Raw genomic sequence first — 16,959 nt, 5'->3', positions numbered from 1 at the left:
ATTGGCAAATCTGGGCCAGCTCTGACGGCCGTGACACGGGCCTCACCGAGCCATAGGTGGCCCAAATCCACCAATCGCTCGCAGGCCTCCCGGGCCATCCCACCCCTGCTCAGTTCGTTCGGTGCGGCAGTGAGGGCAGCGGCACAGGGGTCAGGCGAGGGAGCCAGCGAGGCGTTCCGGGTCCAGCTCGGAGTGAAGCAGGTGCTCGTGCTCGGCGTGGGCAAGCTGACACGGCGCCAGCGTCATCACGGCCACCTGCTCCAGCCGCAGAGGACCGCCGCACAGCACTTCGCCCCGCCGGACGACCGGCGGGGCGAAGCAGAACGTCTGCGCTGGACTCTTACTTGGTGAAGGCGCCGACGCCGTTCGGGGTGCCGAGCCCCGTCGGGCCGTCGTAGCCCTTGCCCGCCTTGCACAGGTAGTTGCTGCAGGACCCGTTCGAGCCGTCGGTGACGTCGTTCAGCTTGTCCGGGTGGGCGTAGGGGTAGGACGCCGGGGTGTCGCCGGAGCCCGGGGTGCCCGCGAGGGCGTAGACGCCGGCGATGAACGGCGCGGAGGCGCTGGTGCCGCCGTACACGTTCCAGCCGCTGGCCTGGTAGGTGTCGTAGACGGCGAGACCGGTGGCCGGGTCGGCGACGGCCGCGACGTCGGCGACGGCGCGCTTGGCGCAGTCGGGGTCCTTCTGCCAGGACGGCTTGGCGTCGAACTGCGAGCAGCCCGAGCCCGCTCCCTCGCCGCCGGCGGACGTGCCCCACACCGACTCGGACCAGCCGCGGGTGCTGCTGTCCTTCTTGAGCGAGGTGCCGCCGACGGCCGTCACGTACTGCGAGGCGGCCGGGTACTCGGTGCCGTAGCCGCTGTCGCCGGAGCTGACGGTGATGGCGACGCCGGGGTGCTTGAAGTACTTGTCGTCCGCCTGGGTGTCGGCGGCCTCCTCGCCGCCGCCGTAGCTGTTGGAGACGTACTTGGCGCCCTGCTTGACGGCCTGGTTCACGGCCGCGCCGAGGTCGTCCATGTTCGCGGACTTGGCCTCGACGAGGAGGATGTGGCACTGCGGGCAGGCCGCGCTGACCATGTCGACGTCGAGGGAGATCTCACCGGCCCAACCGGAGTCGGGCGTCGGGTAGTTGGTGCCGCCGTCCTGGTCGATCTTCTTGAAGCAGCCGTTGCTCGTGCTGCACTCCGGCAGGCCGTACTGGGACCGGTAGGCCGCCAGGTCCTTCTCGGCGTTGGGGTCGTCGTTCGCGTCGACGATGGCGACGGTGGCGCCCTTGCCGCCGTCCTTGGGCAGGTTGTACGCGGCCTGGAGGTCGGCCGGTCCGAAGCCCTTGGGGGTGTCGTGGCGGCCGAGGGACTTCTGCGGCGTGAGGTCGGTGCGGACGACCGCCTGGCAGGCCATGTAGCCGGGCTTGGTCGGCTCGGAACACAGCGGGCGGGTGTGCACCGTGGAGGCCGTGGTCGTTCCGGCGGCCGCCGTGTGCGCTGCGTTGGTGGTCGTGGCGAAGGCCGACGACTGGGTGGCGACGGCCAGGCCGCCGGTGATCAGAGCTGCGGCAGACAGGAGCACGGGCGCGCTGCGGCGTATCGGGTTCCTTCTGCGGTGGGAATGCAAAGAACTGCCCTCCGTGGGGGGATGGGTGGCACCACGACGGCGGCCGGAAACCTCAGTGTCATCAGGAACATGACAAGCGGTTTCCGTTGGGGGTAGCCGTGTGGAGCCGCTTCCGGGCATGCTGTCGGTTGCTGTCACCACGATCAGTGGTGGCTGTGTACGAGGTTATGGAGAATTTGCCGAAGAGAACAGAGGCAGTTGGTAAAACCTTGCCCTCAACCCCCTGGCGGTGACGGGTACGTTGTGCAGCCATGGAGCTTGAAGACGGAACCATCAACGACCTGATGTCGCTGGGCCTGGCCCGTTACGAGGCGCGGGTCTACCTGACCCTCATCAGGCGTGGTTCTTACACGGCCGCCGAGGTGGCCCGCGAGGCCGACGTGCCGCGCCAGCGCGTGTACGACGTCCTGGACGCGCTCGTACGACGGCAACTGGCCACCACCCAACCCGGCCGGGTGGCCACGTACTCCGCCGTCACGCCCGAACTGGCCCTCGCCCGCCTGATGGCCGCGCAGCGGGAGACCATCGACCGACTCGAGCGCGTCTCCCAGGACTTGGCCGGCATCCTCCAACCCCTGTGGTCCCAGGGCCGGGACCACACCGACCCGCTGGACTACATCGAGATCCTGCGCGACCCGAAGGCGATCGCCGAACGCTTCGCGGACATCCAGCGGCAGGCGCGGCACGAGCTGCTCACCTTCTGCAAACCGCCGTTCGTCGCCCCCGCCGAGAACGCGGACGGCCTGGCGGTGGTCCAGCGGCTCCACCGGTCGGGCGGCACCGTCCGCGCGATCTACCTCGACGACGCTCTGGACGACCCCGAGACGGTGGACCACGTACGGCGGTTCGCCGCGGCGGGGGAGGAGGCCCGCTTCGCCCCCGAACTGCCCCTGAAACTCGTCATCGCCGACGCGTCCCTCGTCCTGTGCGACATGCCCGACCCGGTGGCCGGAACCGACTCCACCACCACCCTCTTCATCGAACACCCGGCCCTGGCAGGCTGTTTGCGGCTCGCTTTCCACACGGTGTGGACAGCCGCGGCACCGAGACCGGAGCGGGATGCGCCGGGACCTCTCACCTGAGCGGAGCGCCCCCGGATGGCGCTGCCGATGAGCGCTGGGGTGTAGATCGGATTAGCCTCCGAAATGAGCGCGAAATGGATCTTTCGACGGCGCGCTCCACTCGACCCAAGGAGGACACATGCGCCAGCTCTCCAAGGCCGCTGCGGCGGCTGCGGTCATCGCTAGCGTGAGCTTCATAGCCACCGGCACCGCCACCACCGCCGCCACCGCCGCCACCACCGCCACCGCGCGAGGCGCGGTCACGCATCGCGGCGGCGGCGAGTGCATCGACATCCTGGGTGAGGTGGGCATCGCCAACGGCATCGCGGGCAACCTGCTGAACGGCGAGGGAAATCCAGGCGCGCAGTTCACCGATTGCTAGCTGTGTTCATGTGAGAAGTGGATGCCGAAGGCCCCGGACCCCGACCGGTCCGGGGCCTTCGCATGGGCCGGAAGGGGGGTGTACGCGTACGCCGGAGGGATGCACGTGTACCTCCAGGCGGGGCACGCGCGGACGCCGCACCGCGCGGAGTTCCGCCGCTTCGAAGGCTTTCTCGCCTAGGGTCTCGCCCGTCATACAGCGTGAGGAAATGATATGAGAAGCGTGATTGATGCTTTGCGTAATCCGCGGCGCCCCCTTGTGCTCGGCGCAGTGCTGACCGTCGCGCTCGTCGTGCAGTCAGCGGTACTCATCGCCCAGCAGATGCGGATCGACGATCTGCAGACACAGCCCGTCGGCCTCCAGGAGCGCCTCCAGGCCGCTCCGTCCGGCCCGCCCGGTCCCCCCGGCCCTGTCGGCCCCATCGGTCCGCCGGGGAAGGACGGGAAGGACGGCCAGGACGGCAAGGACGGGGCTGAGGGACATGCCGGGAAGGACGGGAAGGACGGGAAGGACGCCGTCTGCCCGCCGTCGTCTGGCTAGTCGCATGCGTCGGGTGCGGACAGCACCCCTTCACCTTTGGCGTCACACAGCATGAGGAGCGATGTGAACAGCGAAAACGAGGCGCGGCGTGGCCCGCGGCGCCGCCTTGTGCTCGGTGCGGTGCTGACTGTCCTGCTGGCCGCGCAGGCAGCCGCGCTCATCGGCCACCAGCAGCGGCTCGACGAGCTCCAGGCCCGGCGCATCGACCTCCAGGGGAACGGCACGACGCCCGGCCTGGTCGGCCCCTCGGGCCCCTCCGGCCCGCCCGGCCCGACAGGCAGACCGGGGCGGCACGGGCATGACGGCCGTCCCGGCCATCCCGGCAGGAGGGGTCGTCCCGGCCCGAGGGGAAGGGACGGCGAGCCCGGGCGGGTCATCTTCGCCAAGCCGTCGTCGAGCGCGCAGCACAAGCAGGACAAGCAGGATGACCGGGACGAGGACGACTAGGACGACGAGGACGACGAGGAGCTGAAGCGGGCCCGGTTCACAGCCCGAACAGGCCTGCCGCGTTGTCGTGGCACACCGCCCGCAGCCACTCCCGGCCCAGATCCAGGCGCTCCAGGGCGTGCAACTGGTGCGCGTAGCGGTAGGGGATGTTGGGGAAGTCGGAGCCGAGCAGGATGCGGTCGCCGAGCCCGGCGATCCGGGGCAGGGCCCGGCGCGGGAACGGCAGGAACGCCTCGGTGAAGTCGGTGAACGCCATCGTCGTGTCCAGCCGCACCTGCCCGTACCGCTCGGCGAGGCCGAGGAACTCCTCGTACTCGGGCATGCCCAGATGCGCGACGACCAGCCGCAGCCCCGGGTGCCGCGCCAGCACCCGCGCGATCGGCCCGGGACCGGTGTGCTTGCCCGGCGCGGGCCCGGAGCCGCAGTGGATCACCACCGGGATCCCCGCCTCGGCCAGCAGCCCCCAGACCGGCTGGAGAAGTTCGTCGGCCGGGTCGTAGTCCCCCACCTGTACATGCGCCTTGAACACACGCGCGCCCGCCTCGACGGCCTCGCGGACGTACGTCTCGACACCCGGCTCCGGATAGAGCGTCGCGGTGTGCAGACAGCCGGGGGTGCGGCGGGCGAAGCCGGCCGCCCAGCCGTTCAGCCACCGGGCCATGCCGGGCTTGTGCGGGTAGAGCATCGCGGTGAAGGCCCGGACGCCGAACTCCCTGAGCAGCACGGCGCGTTCGGCCTCCTGCTGTCGGTAGGTGATCGGCCACTGAAGCCCGCCGATCAGCGGTCCGTTCGCGTCGAAGTAGTCCCAGACCTTGTGCAGGACACGCTCGGGCATGAAGTGCGTGTGCACGTCGATGAGCCCGGGAAGACCGAGTCGGCGCCAGAAACGGCGGACCTCGTCGGCCTCGGCGGCCTCGGCGGGCGCGGTGCGGTGATCGTCCATGCGCTCACGATCGGCCTTCGCGGCGGGGAGGGTCCACCCCTGGGTCCACCCCCTTCCGGCCGCCGGAGGCGATCCATGACCGGGTAGTACCCCGGTACCACGTGCCCCCCGCCGTTCAGCCCCCGGTACCACCGGATCGGGGTGGTCGCGGACCTAGCGTGGCGGAGGAGGCGTCGGGCGTGCCGGGCGCCGGAGTCCGAGAGAGAGAACGCGAATGATCGAGGCACAGCAGCTCACCAAGAGGTACGGGGAGAAGACCGCCGTCGACGGCCTGGACTTCACCGTGAAGCCGGGCACGGTGACCGGATTCCTCGGCCCCAACGGTGCGGGCAAGTCCACGACGATGCGCATGATCGTCGGGCTCGACGCGCCGACGAGCGGTTCCGTCACGGTGAACGGGCACCGCTATGCCCGGCATCAGGCGCCGCTGCAGGAGGTCGGCGCGCTCTTGGAGGCGAAGTCGATCCACCCGGGCCGCTCGGCCTACAACCACCTCAGGGCCCTCGCGCTGACCCACGGCATTCCGCGCCGCCGGGTCGACGAGGTCGTCGAACTCGCCGGTCTCGGCAGCGTCGCGAAGAAGCGGGCGGGCGCCTTCTCCCTCGGCATGGGGCAGCGGCTCGGCATCGCGGCCGCGCTGCTGGGCGATCCGCAGACGGTGATGCTGGACGAGCCCGTGAACGGACTGGACCCCGAGGGCGTGCTCTGGATCCGCAATCTGCTGACGTCGCTCGCCGCCGAGGGACGGACGGTGTTCGTCTCCTCGCACCTGATGAGCGAGGTGGCGCTGGTGGCGGACCACCTGATCATCGTCGGCCGGGGACGGCTGCTGGCCGACACGACCGTACGGGACCTGGTCCGCGAGGCGGGCGGTGACACCGTGAAGGTCGCGACGAACGACCCCGCACGGCTGCGGGACGTGCTGGCCGGGCCGGGCGTGGAGATCACCGGCCGCGTCGGCACGGAGGAACTGCAGGTCACCGGGGCGTCCGCCCGGGAGATCGGGCTGAAGGCGGCCGAGCACGGCATCCCGCTGTTCGAGCTGACCACCAAGGCGGTGTCGCTGGAGGAGGCATTCATGGAACTGACCAGGGACGCCGTGGAGTACCACGGCTCCACGACCGGCGCCGACACCTCCGGGAGCGCGGCATGAGCACCCTGACGGCGACACCCGAGACCCCCGAGTCCGCCCCGGCGGCTGAGGCCCGCCCCGCCTACCGGGTGACCGGACGGCGCGTGCTGGCCTCGGAGTGGGCCAAGCTCTGGTCTCTGCGCTCCACCTGGATCACCCTCGGTCTGGGCCTGCTGTTCCTCGTGGCCTTCGGCGTCATCGCGGCGAGCCACTACAAGTCCAACCTCGACTCCGGCCGCCACATGGACCGCGACTTCGCCACCGCGACGGCCGTGAGCCTGTCCCTGTTCGGCACGAACTTCGCCCAGCTCGCGCTCGGTGTGCTCGGCGTGCTGGTCATGGCGGGCGAGTACTCCACCGGCATGATCCGCTCCACCCTCGCGGCCGTACCGCGCCGGCTGCCCGTGCTGTGGTCCAAGGCCGCCGTGTACGGACTGGTCGCCCTGGTGGTCGCGACCGCCGGCGCGTTCGTCGCCTTCCTCGTCGGCAGCCAGATCGTCTCCGGCACGCCCGCCGCGATGGGCCTCGGCCACGCCGGCGTCGTGCGCAGCCTGCTGGGCGCCGGGCTCTATCTGGGCCTGGTCGGCGTGATCGGCGCCGCCCTCGGCGCGCTGCTGCGGTCCGTGGCCGGCGGCATCTCGGTGCTGGTCGCCGCCCTCATGCTGGTGCCCGGACTGGTCTCCCTGCTGCCCACCTCGTGGCAGGGGAACATCGACCCCTACCTGCCGAGCCACGCAGGCGAGTCGATCTTCGCGCTGACCCATGACTCCACCACCCTGTCGCCCTCCGCCGGACTGCTGGTCTTCCTCGGCTGGACGGCACTGGCGCTGGCCGGGGCGGCGTACCGGCTGCTGCGCAGCGACGTCTGAGCGACGGCACCCGCATCAGGGCGCGCATCATGGACGGGTGAGTTCCATGACCACCGACGATCTCAGCGGGATGGGGCCGCTGGTCGCCCGGCTCGGCCGGGTCGGCCAGCGGCTCCGGCACGCCGACCAGGCCCGCCCGTGGGTGCTGGACACCGCGGTGGTGGTGCTGGTCTTCCTGATGTTCTGCCTGCCGGACCTGCTGCACGGCCACGGGTTCGGCGGGGACGGCGACGGCCGGCGCCGTTTCCGCCTGGCGTTCACCCAATTGCCCGTGGCCGGCATGCTGGCCCTGCAGATCGGGCTGGTGCTGCCGCTGCTGTGGCGGCGGCGGGCGCCCGCGGTGGCCTTCGGCGCCGTCGCGGCCGTGTTCGTCGTCCAGTGGTCCCTCGGCGCGGCACTGCGTGCGGACGTCGCCCTCTTCGTCGCCCTGTACAGCCTGACCCTGCACGGGCGGCTGCGGCAGCTGCCGTGGGCCTGTGGGGTCATGGCGGGTGCGCTGGGCCTGGTCGCGGCGCGGGTCTCGGTGGCGGTGTCGGTCTGGGACGCGCTCTTCTTCCTGCTCAGCACGGCGACCGCGGCCCTCGCGCTCGGCCTGATGATCCGCATCAGGCGGGCGCAGCTGGCCGGGCTGCGGGACCGCGCGGCCCGGCTGGAGATCGAACGCGACCAGCGGGGCAGGCTCGCCGTCGCGGCGGAGCGGGCCCGGGTGGCGCGCGAGATGCACGACATCGTCGGCCACAACCTGTCCGTCATCATCACCCTCGCCGACGCGGGAGCCTATGCCGCCGGCGCCGCTCCGGAACGCGGCCAGGAGGCCCTGCACCTCATCGGGGACACCGGCCGCAAGGCCCTCGGCGAACTGCGCCGGGTGCTCGGCGTGCTGCGCGAGGCGGACGGTCCGCCGGCCGAGCCCGAGCTGAGCCCGCAGCCCGGCCTCGCGGACATCGACGCGCTGTGCGAGGGGGTGCGCGCCGCCGGCCTGGAGGTCGTCTACCGTACGGCCGGAGACATCGACGCCCTCGACAGCGGGGTGCAGCTCACGGTCTACCGGATCGTGCAGGAGGCCCTGACGAACACCATCAAACACGCCGGGGTCGGCGCGCGTGCGAACCTGGCGATCGTCGTGGAGGACGCGCGGCTGACCATCACCGTCCAGGACTCCGGCCCGCTCACCCCGGCGGGGCGTCCCCGCGCGGCGAACGAGGAAGGACACGGCCTGGTGGGCATGCGGGAACGAGCGGCGCTCTACGGAGGGCACGTCAGCGCGAGCCCCGCGGGTGCGGGCTGGACGGTACGGGCCGATCTCGACCTCACGGACGAGGACGGTGCCCGGTGACCACCGTGCTCGTCGTGGACGACCAGCCGCTCCAGCGGTACGGCTTCCGCATGCTCCTGGACTCCGTGCCCGGGACCGAGGTGGTCGGGGAGGCGGCCCATGGCGCCGAAGCCGTGCGCAAGGCCGCCGAACTACGCCCGGACGTCGTCCTCATGGACGTACGGATGCCCGGCATGGACGGCATCGAGGCCACGCGCCGTATCGTCGCCGCCGGCGACCGCTCCCGCGTCCTCGTCCTGACCACCTTCGACATCGACGAGTACGTGTACGCCGCGCTGCGCGCCGGAGCCAGCGGCTTCCTCCTCAAGGACGCCCGCCCCGAGGAACTCCTGGCCGGGATCCGCGCGGTGGCCTCCGGAGACGCCGTGATCGCCCCCGCGCTCACCCGCCGCCTCCTGACCGAGTTCGCCCGTCTCGTGCCACCGGCGGGGGACGGCTCGGCCGAGGACCCGCGACTGGCCTCCCTCACCGACCGCGAACGCGAGATCCTCGTCGCCATCGGCAAGGGGTGGAGCAACGGTGAGATCGCCGCGCACTTCGTCCTGTCGGAGTCCACGGTGAAGACCCACGTCGGCCGCGTCCTGTCCAAGATCGGCGCCCGCGACCGCGTCCAGGCCGTGATCTTCGCCTACGACCACGGCCTGGCCCGACCCCAGGCAGGCTGACCCCGCCCGCTCGGCCGGAGCGGTCAGGAGGGCCGTCGGGCCGGTTCACGGTGTCGGGGCGGGCCGTCGCAGCGGCGGACCTCCACCCGGCCCGCGTCGCTGAGCGGCATCCGCTCCGCCCGGCTCAGCGCCTCCTCCTCGGAGGGGACGTCGATGATCCAGGGGCCGCCGACCTCCAGCACCCCGTCGCCCGCGCGCCCCTCGTGTGCGGCGCAGGCCGGACGGGCTACATCAGCGCCGTGGCGGGACTGCTCACCGCCGTCATGGACGCCAGCCACAAGCCGGCCGACACCACCTCGGCCAGCGTCGCCGGTGTGCTCGGCGTCGCCTTCCTGCTCGGTGGCATCGCCCTTGTCCGGTCCCGCCGGGGGCGTCGCCTCACCCCTTGGGGTTGCAGTCGTAGAGGGCGAAGCTGCCGTCGGTGCGGCGGCCGTAGGCGGACGGGCGGATGCGGGTGCAGTGGGACTTCACCCAGGTGGTGGCGGGCGTGGTGGGGCGCTGGGTGGTCAGCAGCGCATAGCGCACCTGGTGGGCGGTGACGAGGCCGCCGAGCTGCTGGGCGCTGGGGAAGGGGGTGATGCCGGTGAAGCCGCCCATGACCAGGATGGGCTCGGACTTCGCGCGCAGCAGGGGCTCGGCGGTGTAGGCGGCCTGGGTGGCGAGCAGGTACTTCTCGCCGTGGCGGTGCGTGGTGAGGTAGTCGAGCAGGGCGGTGTCGCGGGCGCTGGGCCGGTCGAGCCCGACCCGGCGGGGAGCGTGGCGGGGATGGTACGCGCTGCCGACCGGACCGGTCATCGGCGAGGTGGAGGCGCCCGCGTAGAGCGGGTCGACGCCGGCGAAGGCCCAGCCGGCCGGTACGACCAGGGTCGCCGCGATCCCGGCGGCGAGGGCGGCGTGGATCATCCGTGGGGAGGTGCGCGGGCCGCGGGTCCACAGGCCCACCACGCCGCACAGCGCGAGCATCACGGCGACCGGCAGCAGCGCGGAGACGAACCGGGTCGGCCAGTCGAGCACCAGCGCCCATGCCGCCGTCAGCACGATCGCCGCCGGCAGCGCCCTGTGCCGCCGGCCGCCCGCCTCGTGCCCCGTTCCGTGCCCCGCCTGCCGAACCGGCTCGTACGGCGCGCCGTACGTGGTGTCGTACGTCGCCTTGTCACGCGCCTCGCGCTTCGCCCCGTACGTCGCCTCGTACTCCGACCGGAAGAGCGCGAACCCGCCGCCGGTCAGCGCGGCGAGCGCCGGGGCGATGACGGCCGTGTAGTAGGCGTGGTTGCCGTTGGAGCTGCTGAACACCAGCGTGTGCACGGCCAGCCAGCCTCCCCACAGCACAAATCCCGTACGCAGCAGGTCGGTTCGCGGCTGCCCGGCGCGCCAGACGACACCGAGGACCGCGGCGAGCACGGCGAGCGGCAGGAACCAGGCGATCTGCGGGCCGACCGTGTGGTTGATCAGCATGTTCCAGCCGGTGTTGCCGGTGGTGCGGCTGGCGGCGGTACCCGCGACGGCGCCGAACGCGGTGGGGTCGCTGCCGAAGCGGCTCAGCCCGTTGTAGCCGAAGACCAGGGTGAACGGATCGTTGTTGGACGTGCCGTCGAGGTACGGGCGGCTCGCGGCCGGTGTCACCCAGGCGATCAGCACCCAGGAGCAGGAGACCACCAGGGCGACCGCACCGGCCAGCAGGACGCGCAGGGCCCGGTTCAACCGGGTTCCGGGGGCGGCGAGTTGGTACACGGCGGCGAAGACCGGCAGCACCAGCCACGCCTGCAGCATCTTGGTCTGGAAGGCGAGCCCGACCCAGACGCCGCAGGTGATCAGCGGCAGCAGACGCTCGGTGCGCACCGCCTTCTGCAGCGCTCCGGCGGCCGCCACCAGCAGCAGGGTGAGCGCGGTGTCCGGGATGGTGGCACGGTTGAGGGCCACGGTGATCGGGGTCAGGGTGAGCGTCAGCGCCGCGATCAGTGCGGCGAGGGGACCGGCCCAGGCCCGGACGATCCGGTGCAACAGCCATACGGTGAGCACGCCCTCGACGACGTGCGGAAGTGCGGCCGCCCAGGTGTGCGGGCCGAAGAGCCAGACGCAGACGGCGTCGGGCCAGAACGCGCCGGGCAGCTTGTCGATGCTGATCGAACCGGCGGCGTCGAGCCCGCCGAAGAAGAAGGCCCGCCAGCCGGCGGCCATCGACCGTATCGCCGCGCCGTAGAAGGGGTGGAGCGCGGCGTGCCCGATGCCCCAGGAGTACAGCACCGTGGCGGCGACCAGGACCGCGGCGAGCGCCGGGCGCTCCCAGCGCGGGGCGTCTTCCGGCCGGCCGGAGCGGCGGCCGGCCGCCCGGCGGCCTCGGTGCGCGCCGGTGGGCTGGACGGCGGGGATGGCGGTCATGGCAGTGGTCCTCGGATCAGCAGGTCAGGTGGGGCGGTGGTGCACGGGCGGCGGGCTCACGGGCGGCCGGTCACAGGCGGCCGGCTCAGAGGCGGCGGGCCGCCCGGAAGCCGCGGGCGTAGAAGTCGGTGCCGTCCAGCAGCGAGCGGCCCGACAGGTCGCCCAGCGTGGGGCCGTTGGCGGCGGAGCGGCTGGAGTAGAAGCGGTGCCGGCCCTGGTCGTCGAGGCCCATGTACATGCCGCAGTGGTCGATGAAGTTGGGCCGGTCCTTGATGATGGCGAAGAAGACCAGGTCGCCGGGTTGCAGAGCGCCCAGATCGGTGGGCTGCGTGCCGGTGTCGGGGATCACCAGGCGGCCGGGGCCGTAGGCGGCGATGGCGAAGGCGCGGCGGGGCAGCCCGGTGCCGCGGGTGTTGGTGTTGTGCAGGGGGATGCCCATGCGGTAGCCCCACACCAGACGCTGGAAGCCGGAGCAGTCGACGTCGCCGTAGCGGGCCCTCTCCGGCTGCACGCGCGTGCCGTCCGGGAAGGTCCAGTCGATGCCCAGATAGTCGTAGAAGTCGGACTGTTCGTCGTGGTAGGCGAAGTCCAGCGGGTTGTTGACCTTGGCGTTGCGCGGGCCGAAGTGGGCGGTGCCCGCGTAGCGCACGCCGTCGGCGTTGTGCTTGTCGGGCGCCCCGGCACTGCTGTACTCGAACGCCACCGCGAAGACGTCCGGGCTGGTGTCGCCGAGCGCCTTGCCGAACCAGCCCTTGAACCAGGCGGACTTCTCCATGCCCCGCTGCCACTCGTGCGGCAGCACCCGTACCCAGGCGTCCGTGCTCACCTTGGCCTCGGTGGTCCGCGGCTCGCTGAAGGTGCGGTTCGGCCCGGTGAGTACGGCCGTACGGGCGCCGTCGGTGAACGTGGCGAGCGTGCCGCCGTCGGCGGCGCGGACCACGGTGCGGTCGGGGGCGGACAGCCGCTCGAAGGTGTGGGGCCCGGTGGCCCGGGCGCTCGGGCCGGCGTCCGTGCCGTCGGCGGCCGTACCGGTCCGGTCGTCGCTGCCGCCGCCGCTGCCGTGCCCGAGGTGGTTCCAGGCGTACCCGCCCGCCGCCCCGGCGGCCGCCAGGCCCGCGATCGTCCCGAGCACGGCGCGGCGCGTCGGGCGGCTGCCCCTGCCGACGGGTTGGGAGTGCATGGCCGATCCTCCTGGAAGTGCGAGGTGAGGGGCGGTGGACAGGTCAGGCGGTGGGCAGCGCGCCGATCAGCAGACCGGCGACCAGCACCACGTACGTGGCCAGCGTCACCGCCGTGGTCGAGACGAGCGTGGCCGCCATCGGCTGGCGGACCATCTGGTAGGAGACCAGGCCGGGGACGATGAAGCCAAGGGTCTGTGACGTGTACAGCAGCGGGAACTCGTGGTTGAGGGCGAGCATCACGGTGGTCTGCGCCAACACCGCGCACAGCACCACGGCGGCGAACAGCCGCTTGCCGTAGAGGATCACGGTGCGCTGCAGCAGCTTCGTCAGGAAGTACGTGAGCGCCGCCACGGCGACCATCAGGCCGGCCATCTGCACGTCGGTGACGAGTGTGAGGGCGATCCAGCCCGGGGTGATCATGCCCCCGGGGGAGAGGTTGGTGGTCAGATAGCAGACGAGCGAGAAGACCAGCCCGAGGGCGATCCCGAGCGCGGCGGTCTGTGCGGTGAGGTGGGCGGGGATCACGGGTTCCTCGAGGACTGGGACGGGTCGTAGGAGTGGTCGTCTGCGGCGCTGTGGCCGTCGGGCCGGCCCTGGCGGGCGGCGGCGTACCGGCGGGCGAGTTCGCGCTGTTCCGGGATGTGGAAGCCGTACGCCGGTGTCTCCAGCGGTGCCACCCAGCTGTACGGCTCCGGCTCGGGCGGCCGGGCCACCGCGATCTGCGGCCGGGGTACGGCGATCTGCATGGTCTCCTGGTCCAGTCCGTCGCCGTCGGGTACGGCGTCGAGCGGGTCCTCGGAGTCGTCCAGGGCGAGTTCGGCGAGGCATTCCAGGAACAGCTCGCCCTGGCCGTGGATGTTGCCGATCGCCACCAGGGAGGAGGCCGGGCCGAGTTCCGCGAGCATCGCCGCGGTCAGCTCCTCGGGGTCGCGCTTGTCGCCGCCGAGGTCCACCACCCGCCCGGTGAAGGAGGCCGGGATCGCGTCGCGGGCGCTCTTGGTCGGGTGGCCGATCAGGAACACCGTCTCGGCGGCGAGGTCGGGGACGATCGCGCCCATCTGGCCGTTGCGCTCCACCCGGTCCGGGCGGCAGTTGATGACCACGTTGAGCGGCCGTCTGATCGCGCCCAGGTCCTCCAGCTGCTTGACGTTCATCAGCGTCGACTCGGGGTCGTTGGCCGCGAAGACGTTGGCGAACCGCAGCTTCTTGCCCTCGGGGGTGACATAACGCTCCACCGACAGCACGCCCGGGTCCGGCGGCGCGTCCCACATGCCCTGCATCGCGGTCTGCCGGTCGATGCCGAGCAGTTCGGCGACGGCGAGCGCGATCGCCACGTTCTCCTTGAAGGTGAACCAGCTGAAGCCGCGCAGCTCCTCGTCGGTGACCGTCTCCGGATCGGCGTAGACGAGCTTGCAGTTACGGGCGGCGGCCTCCTCCTGGAGGATGTGGAAGCGGTCCTTCTCCGCCGTCACGCACACCCCGCCCACCGGCATCGAGCGGGAGAGCGAGCGGGCGACGTCGTCCAGCGTCGGCCCCATCTCCTCCAGATGGTCCTCGCGGACGTTGCACAGCACGCCGATCGTGGAGCGGATCAGCTTCTCCTGGTTGATCTCCTGCAGCGCGGGCATCACCGCCATGCACTCGATCACCAGCGCGTCCGGCCGGTAGGTCGCCGCGCGCCGCACGATGCCGATCTGCTCGACGATGTTGGACAGCCCGAACTTGCGGTACACCGGCTCCTCGGTGGCGTCCGGGTGGATGAACCGGGCGGCGGTTCCGGTGGTCTTGGCCACCGTGACCAGGCCGCCGCCGCGCAGCGCGCCCGCGCACAGCCGGGTGATGGAACTCTTGCCGCGGATGCCGTTGACCAGCACCCGCGTCGGTATCTGCGCCAGCGAGGCGAAGTGCCGCCGCTGCTCGACGATTCCGGCGATCCACAGCGCGGCACAGCACAGCAGGACGATGACATAGAGGAAGAGCACGCCGATTCCGTCCTTCTACCGCTGGAGGGTGGTCTCACGCAGGGACCGGGGGCGCCCGGCGGCGTGCCCGGACCGGGCCGCCCGGTCGCGTTCCGCCAGGGCCTGGCGCATCAGCTCCAGGCTGCGGGTGACCGAGCCGACCTCGTCGTGGTTGACCGGGTGCAGCACGGTGCGGCGGTCGCCGCCGGCGAGCCGCTCGACGAGCACCGCGACCGCGCGCAGCGGCCGGATCACCACGACGTGCAGCCAGCCCAGGCAGGCCGCGCCCAGGGTGAGACCCAGGATCCCGGCGAGCATGGTGCGCTGCTCGGCCTGGACCGCGGGGATCTGGAGCGCCGCCGCGGGCTCCGCCGTCACCACCTGCCAGCCGAGGCGGGCCGTCGGGCCGCTCTGCGCCAGCGGTGCTGCGGCGTCGACCGACGGGCCGGAGGACGAGCGGAGCACCGCCGAGGTCGCGGTGCCTGTGGTCCCCGCGGCGCCCTGGGTGGAGCGGGCGAGCCGGGTCAGGCCCGAGTTGGGCAGCGACTGGAAGGCGCGGTAGCCCACGCTCGCCGCCAGCACCTTGGTCTCGTCGTTCGTCACCCAGACGCTGCCCAGCTTCGGCCTGGGCAGCATGGAGTTGAGGGCCTTCACGTCGATCTCGCCGAACAGGACCACCCCGGCCGCCGGGGTCTTGCCCCTGACGGGCCGGACCTGGGCGTAGGCGGCGATCGCCGGGATCCTGCCCGAGGCGTTGACGGTGGTGATCCCGCCGCCGTCGGGCACGTGGACGAGGGTGCGCAGCGGGGTGTCGCCCACCCTCAGCGTGATGCCGCCCGAGCGGTCCAGGAGATACAGCGAGCGGAAGTGCTTGTGGTCGGCGAGGGTGTGCCGCAGAACCTGGGTCTGGACGGCGCGGCTCATGCCCGGCAGACCCGCCGCCACGTCGCTCAGGTCGGTGTACGACTGGTCCAGGGACTGCCGGATCCGGTTGGCCGCGATCTGGGTGCGCGCCTGCTGGTCGGCGAGGACCGGACCCGGCACCGCGGTCGCGGCGTCGGCCCGGTTCAGCATGAAGATCATCGGCACCGCCCAGCAGGCCACCACCACGACGCCGGCCACGGCCAGCGCCCGGTAGCCCGGTCCGCGCCGGGCCGGGAACTCCTCGGGGCCGCTCTCGCCGAGCAGTTGCCGGCGCAGTGACTCCAGCGCCCGCCCGATCCGGGCCAGTTCCCCGAAGCCGTGCACCGGAACCGGCCGGTACAGCTCCTCCCGCGCGCCCGGCCCGTTCTCGGTCGCGCCCCGGGCCAGGCGGCCGGCGGACAGATACAGCCGCAGCAGTGGCCGCTGCACCAGGAAGTGCAGCGCCAGTCCGAGCAGCAGGGCCAGACCGGCCAGCGCCCCCGCGGCCTCGAGCGCGAAGCGCGAGTAGTCGGCGGCGGTGGTCGTGGTGGGCACCGGGCGGGTGGTGAGCACCACCAGACCGAGGTCGTCGGTGTCGCCCGGACCGGTCGCCGAGGCGACCTGCGCCCAGCCGGCCACCGTGCGCCGACTGCCCGTGGCGTCGCCCAGCAGGCTCCCCGAGGCGTCGGTGCCACTCCCCGAGCCCTTCGCCGCGCCGGCCGCCGCCGCGGGCAGACCGCTGTCGGCGCCGGCCGGCGACGCGCCGTGGGCCGTGGTGGCGAGCGCCGTGCCGCTCGCGTCCAGCACTTCGGCGATGCGTCCGTCGCCGTACGTCGTGAGGGCGGGGAGCGCCTCGGAGACCACCAGCAGCCACTGCCGCTCGGACCGGCCCGGGGCCTGGTTCTGGTCCTGGTTGGCGTCCTCCTGCTGTGCGGGCAGCGTGACCCTGGCGAAGTACAGCAGTTCCCGCGTGCCGCCCGAGGCCACCAGCCGGGGCCGGATCGTGCCGTGCCCGGCCGCCGTCCTGGCGACGTCCACCCCGGCCAGGGGCACCGGCTTGCCGCCGGCCGCCAGCAGTCTGCCGGTGCGCGGGTCGAGCAGCGCGCTGCCGAGGACCGCCTTCCTGGCAGAGGTCAGCGCCTTGAGCGCGGTCGCGGGGGTCGAGGTGCTCGTCGCCGGGTACGCGCCCGCGGTACGGCGTACGGTGCTCGCCTCGACGTCGATCGCGGTGCGCACCGACAGCGCGGTGTCCGCGGCGGTGTGCTGCTCGCCGTTCAGCACGGCCTGCGGCACCGGATCGGTGTGTATGCCGGCGAGGCCGATCACGGTCAGGGCGGCCACGACCAGCAGGAGTACGACGAGTGAGGCGATCGGCGGGCGCACCCCGCCGAGCATCGGCATATCGGCGCGGCGGCGGGTGCGGTGTCGGCGCGGCGCCCGGGGTGCGGAGGGCAGGGCAGGGGATCCTTCCTCAATTGGCGCCGAGCGCCCGAATGTTCGATGGCGCGAACACTCTAGCCTCGTGCGATCACATTTCCATCACACTTA

General features: G+C 72.3%; 16 protein-coding genes. 7 read left to right on the top strand and 9 right to left on the bottom strand.

Annotated elements, in window-relative coordinates; all coding sequences use genetic code 11:
• Positions 1–340: 340 nt before the first annotated feature.
• Positions 341–1,585: a S53 family peptidase gene (locus ACWC2T_RS04425; protein ID WP_450669067.1), complete on the bottom strand. Its 1,245-nt coding sequence runs from the start codon at positions 1,583–1,585 to the stop codon at positions 341–343.
• Positions 1,586–1,863: 278 nt separating this feature from the next.
• On the opposite strand from ACWC2T_RS04425, the gene ACWC2T_RS04420 reads away from it, so the two are divergent.
• Positions 1,864–2,694, top strand: a complete 831-nt coding sequence (locus tag ACWC2T_RS04420; RefSeq protein WP_450668941.1) for a TrmB family transcriptional regulator — start codon at positions 1,864–1,866, stop codon at positions 2,692–2,694.
• 118 nt (positions 2,695–2,812) lie between these two features.
• On the top strand, positions 2,813–3,055 hold the full coding sequence (locus tag ACWC2T_RS04415; protein ID WP_450668940.1) for a hypothetical protein: 243 nt from the start codon (positions 2,813–2,815) through the stop codon (positions 3,053–3,055).
• A 297-nt stretch (positions 3,056–3,352) separates the two neighbouring features.
• Here ACWC2T_RS04415 and ACWC2T_RS04410 read toward each other — a convergent pair whose 3' ends face one another.
• Positions 3,353–3,538 (bottom strand): hypothetical protein, encoded by a 186-nt coding sequence (locus ACWC2T_RS04410; protein WP_450668939.1) that lies wholly within the window; start codon positions 3,536–3,538, stop codon positions 3,353–3,355.
• A gap of 120 nt (positions 3,539–3,658) precedes the next feature.
• Here ACWC2T_RS04410 and ACWC2T_RS04405 point away from each other — a divergent pair, with 120 nt between their 5' ends.
• Entirely contained in the window at positions 3,659–4,042 is a 384-nt protein-coding gene (locus tag ACWC2T_RS04405; RefSeq protein ID WP_450668938.1) for a hypothetical protein, read from the top strand.
• 37 nt (positions 4,043–4,079) lie between these two features.
• Here ACWC2T_RS04405 and ACWC2T_RS04400 read toward each other — a convergent pair whose 3' ends face one another.
• Positions 4,080–4,985, bottom strand: a complete 906-nt coding sequence (locus ACWC2T_RS04400) for an amidohydrolase family protein (RefSeq protein WP_450668937.1) — start codon at positions 4,983–4,985, stop codon at positions 4,080–4,082.
• A 214-nt stretch (positions 4,986–5,199) separates the two neighbouring features.
• Here ACWC2T_RS04400 and ACWC2T_RS04395 point away from each other — a divergent pair, with 214 nt between their 5' ends.
• From ACWC2T_RS04395 to ACWC2T_RS04380, 4 genes are read left to right on the top strand one after another with little or no spacing between them, the layout of a single operon-like run.
• Positions 5,200–6,138 carry an ATP-binding cassette domain-containing protein gene (locus tag ACWC2T_RS04395; protein WP_450668936.1) on the top strand — a complete coding sequence of 313 codons (939 nt, stop codon included), beginning with the start codon at positions 5,200–5,202 and terminating at the stop codon, positions 6,136–6,138.
• Positions 6,135–6,986 carry an ABC transporter permease gene (locus ACWC2T_RS04390; protein ID WP_450668935.1) on the top strand — a complete coding sequence of 284 codons (852 nt, stop codon included), beginning with the start codon at positions 6,135–6,137 and terminating at the stop codon, positions 6,984–6,986. The genes ACWC2T_RS04395 and ACWC2T_RS04390 overlap by 4 nt, the downstream gene beginning before the upstream one ends.
• A gap of 46 nt (positions 6,987–7,032) precedes the next feature.
• On the top strand, positions 7,033–8,322 hold the full coding sequence (locus ACWC2T_RS04385) for a sensor histidine kinase (protein WP_450668934.1): 1,290 nt from the start codon (positions 7,033–7,035) through the stop codon (positions 8,320–8,322).
• Positions 8,319–8,987, top strand: coding sequence for a response regulator (locus ACWC2T_RS04380; RefSeq protein ID WP_450668933.1), 669 nt, complete (start codon positions 8,319–8,321; stop codon positions 8,985–8,987). Before ACWC2T_RS04385 ends, ACWC2T_RS04380 begins: the two co-directional genes overlap by 4 nt.
• Positions 8,988–9,010: 23 nt before the next feature.
• Here ACWC2T_RS04380 and ACWC2T_RS04375 read toward each other — a convergent pair whose 3' ends face one another.
• The 6 genes from ACWC2T_RS04375 to ACWC2T_RS04350 form a co-directional block, all read right to left on the bottom strand.
• The gene (locus ACWC2T_RS04375) at positions 9,011–9,265 is read right to left on the bottom strand and encodes a hypothetical protein (protein WP_450668932.1); all 255 of its coding nucleotides are present in this window, start codon (positions 9,263–9,265) and stop codon (positions 9,011–9,013) included.
• Positions 9,266–9,365: 100 nt separating this feature from the next.
• Complete coding sequence (locus ACWC2T_RS04370) at positions 9,366–11,366, bottom strand: ArnT family glycosyltransferase (RefSeq protein ID WP_450668931.1); 2,001 nt, start codon at positions 11,364–11,366, stop codon at positions 9,366–9,368.
• Positions 11,367–11,451: 85 nt separating this feature from the next.
• Complete coding sequence (locus ACWC2T_RS04365; RefSeq protein ID WP_450668930.1) at positions 11,452–12,546, bottom strand: NlpC/P60 family protein; 1,095 nt, start codon at positions 12,544–12,546, stop codon at positions 11,452–11,454.
• Between the two features lie 43 nt (positions 12,547–12,589).
• On the bottom strand, positions 12,590–13,072 hold the full coding sequence (locus tag ACWC2T_RS04360) for a poly-gamma-glutamate biosynthesis protein PgsC/CapC (RefSeq protein WP_450668929.1): 483 nt from the start codon (positions 13,070–13,072) through the stop codon (positions 12,590–12,592).
• Positions 13,069–14,529: a poly-gamma-glutamate synthase PgsB gene (gene pgsB / locus ACWC2T_RS04355; protein ID WP_450668928.1), complete on the bottom strand. Its 1,461-nt coding sequence runs from the start codon at positions 14,527–14,529 to the stop codon at positions 13,069–13,071. Before pgsB ends, ACWC2T_RS04360 begins: the two co-directional genes overlap by 4 nt.
• 15 nt (positions 14,530–14,544) lie before the next feature.
• Positions 14,545–16,794: a HAMP domain-containing protein gene (locus ACWC2T_RS04350; protein WP_450668927.1), complete on the bottom strand. Its 2,250-nt coding sequence runs from the start codon at positions 16,792–16,794 to the stop codon at positions 14,545–14,547.
• Between the last annotated feature and the right edge of the window lie 165 nt (positions 16,795–16,959).

It is taken from the genome of Streptomyces sp. NPDC001393 (genome assembly GCF_053597455.1).
Note: the sequence above shows the minus strand (reverse complement) of the source record. Positions and strands in the feature narration are given on the sequence as shown.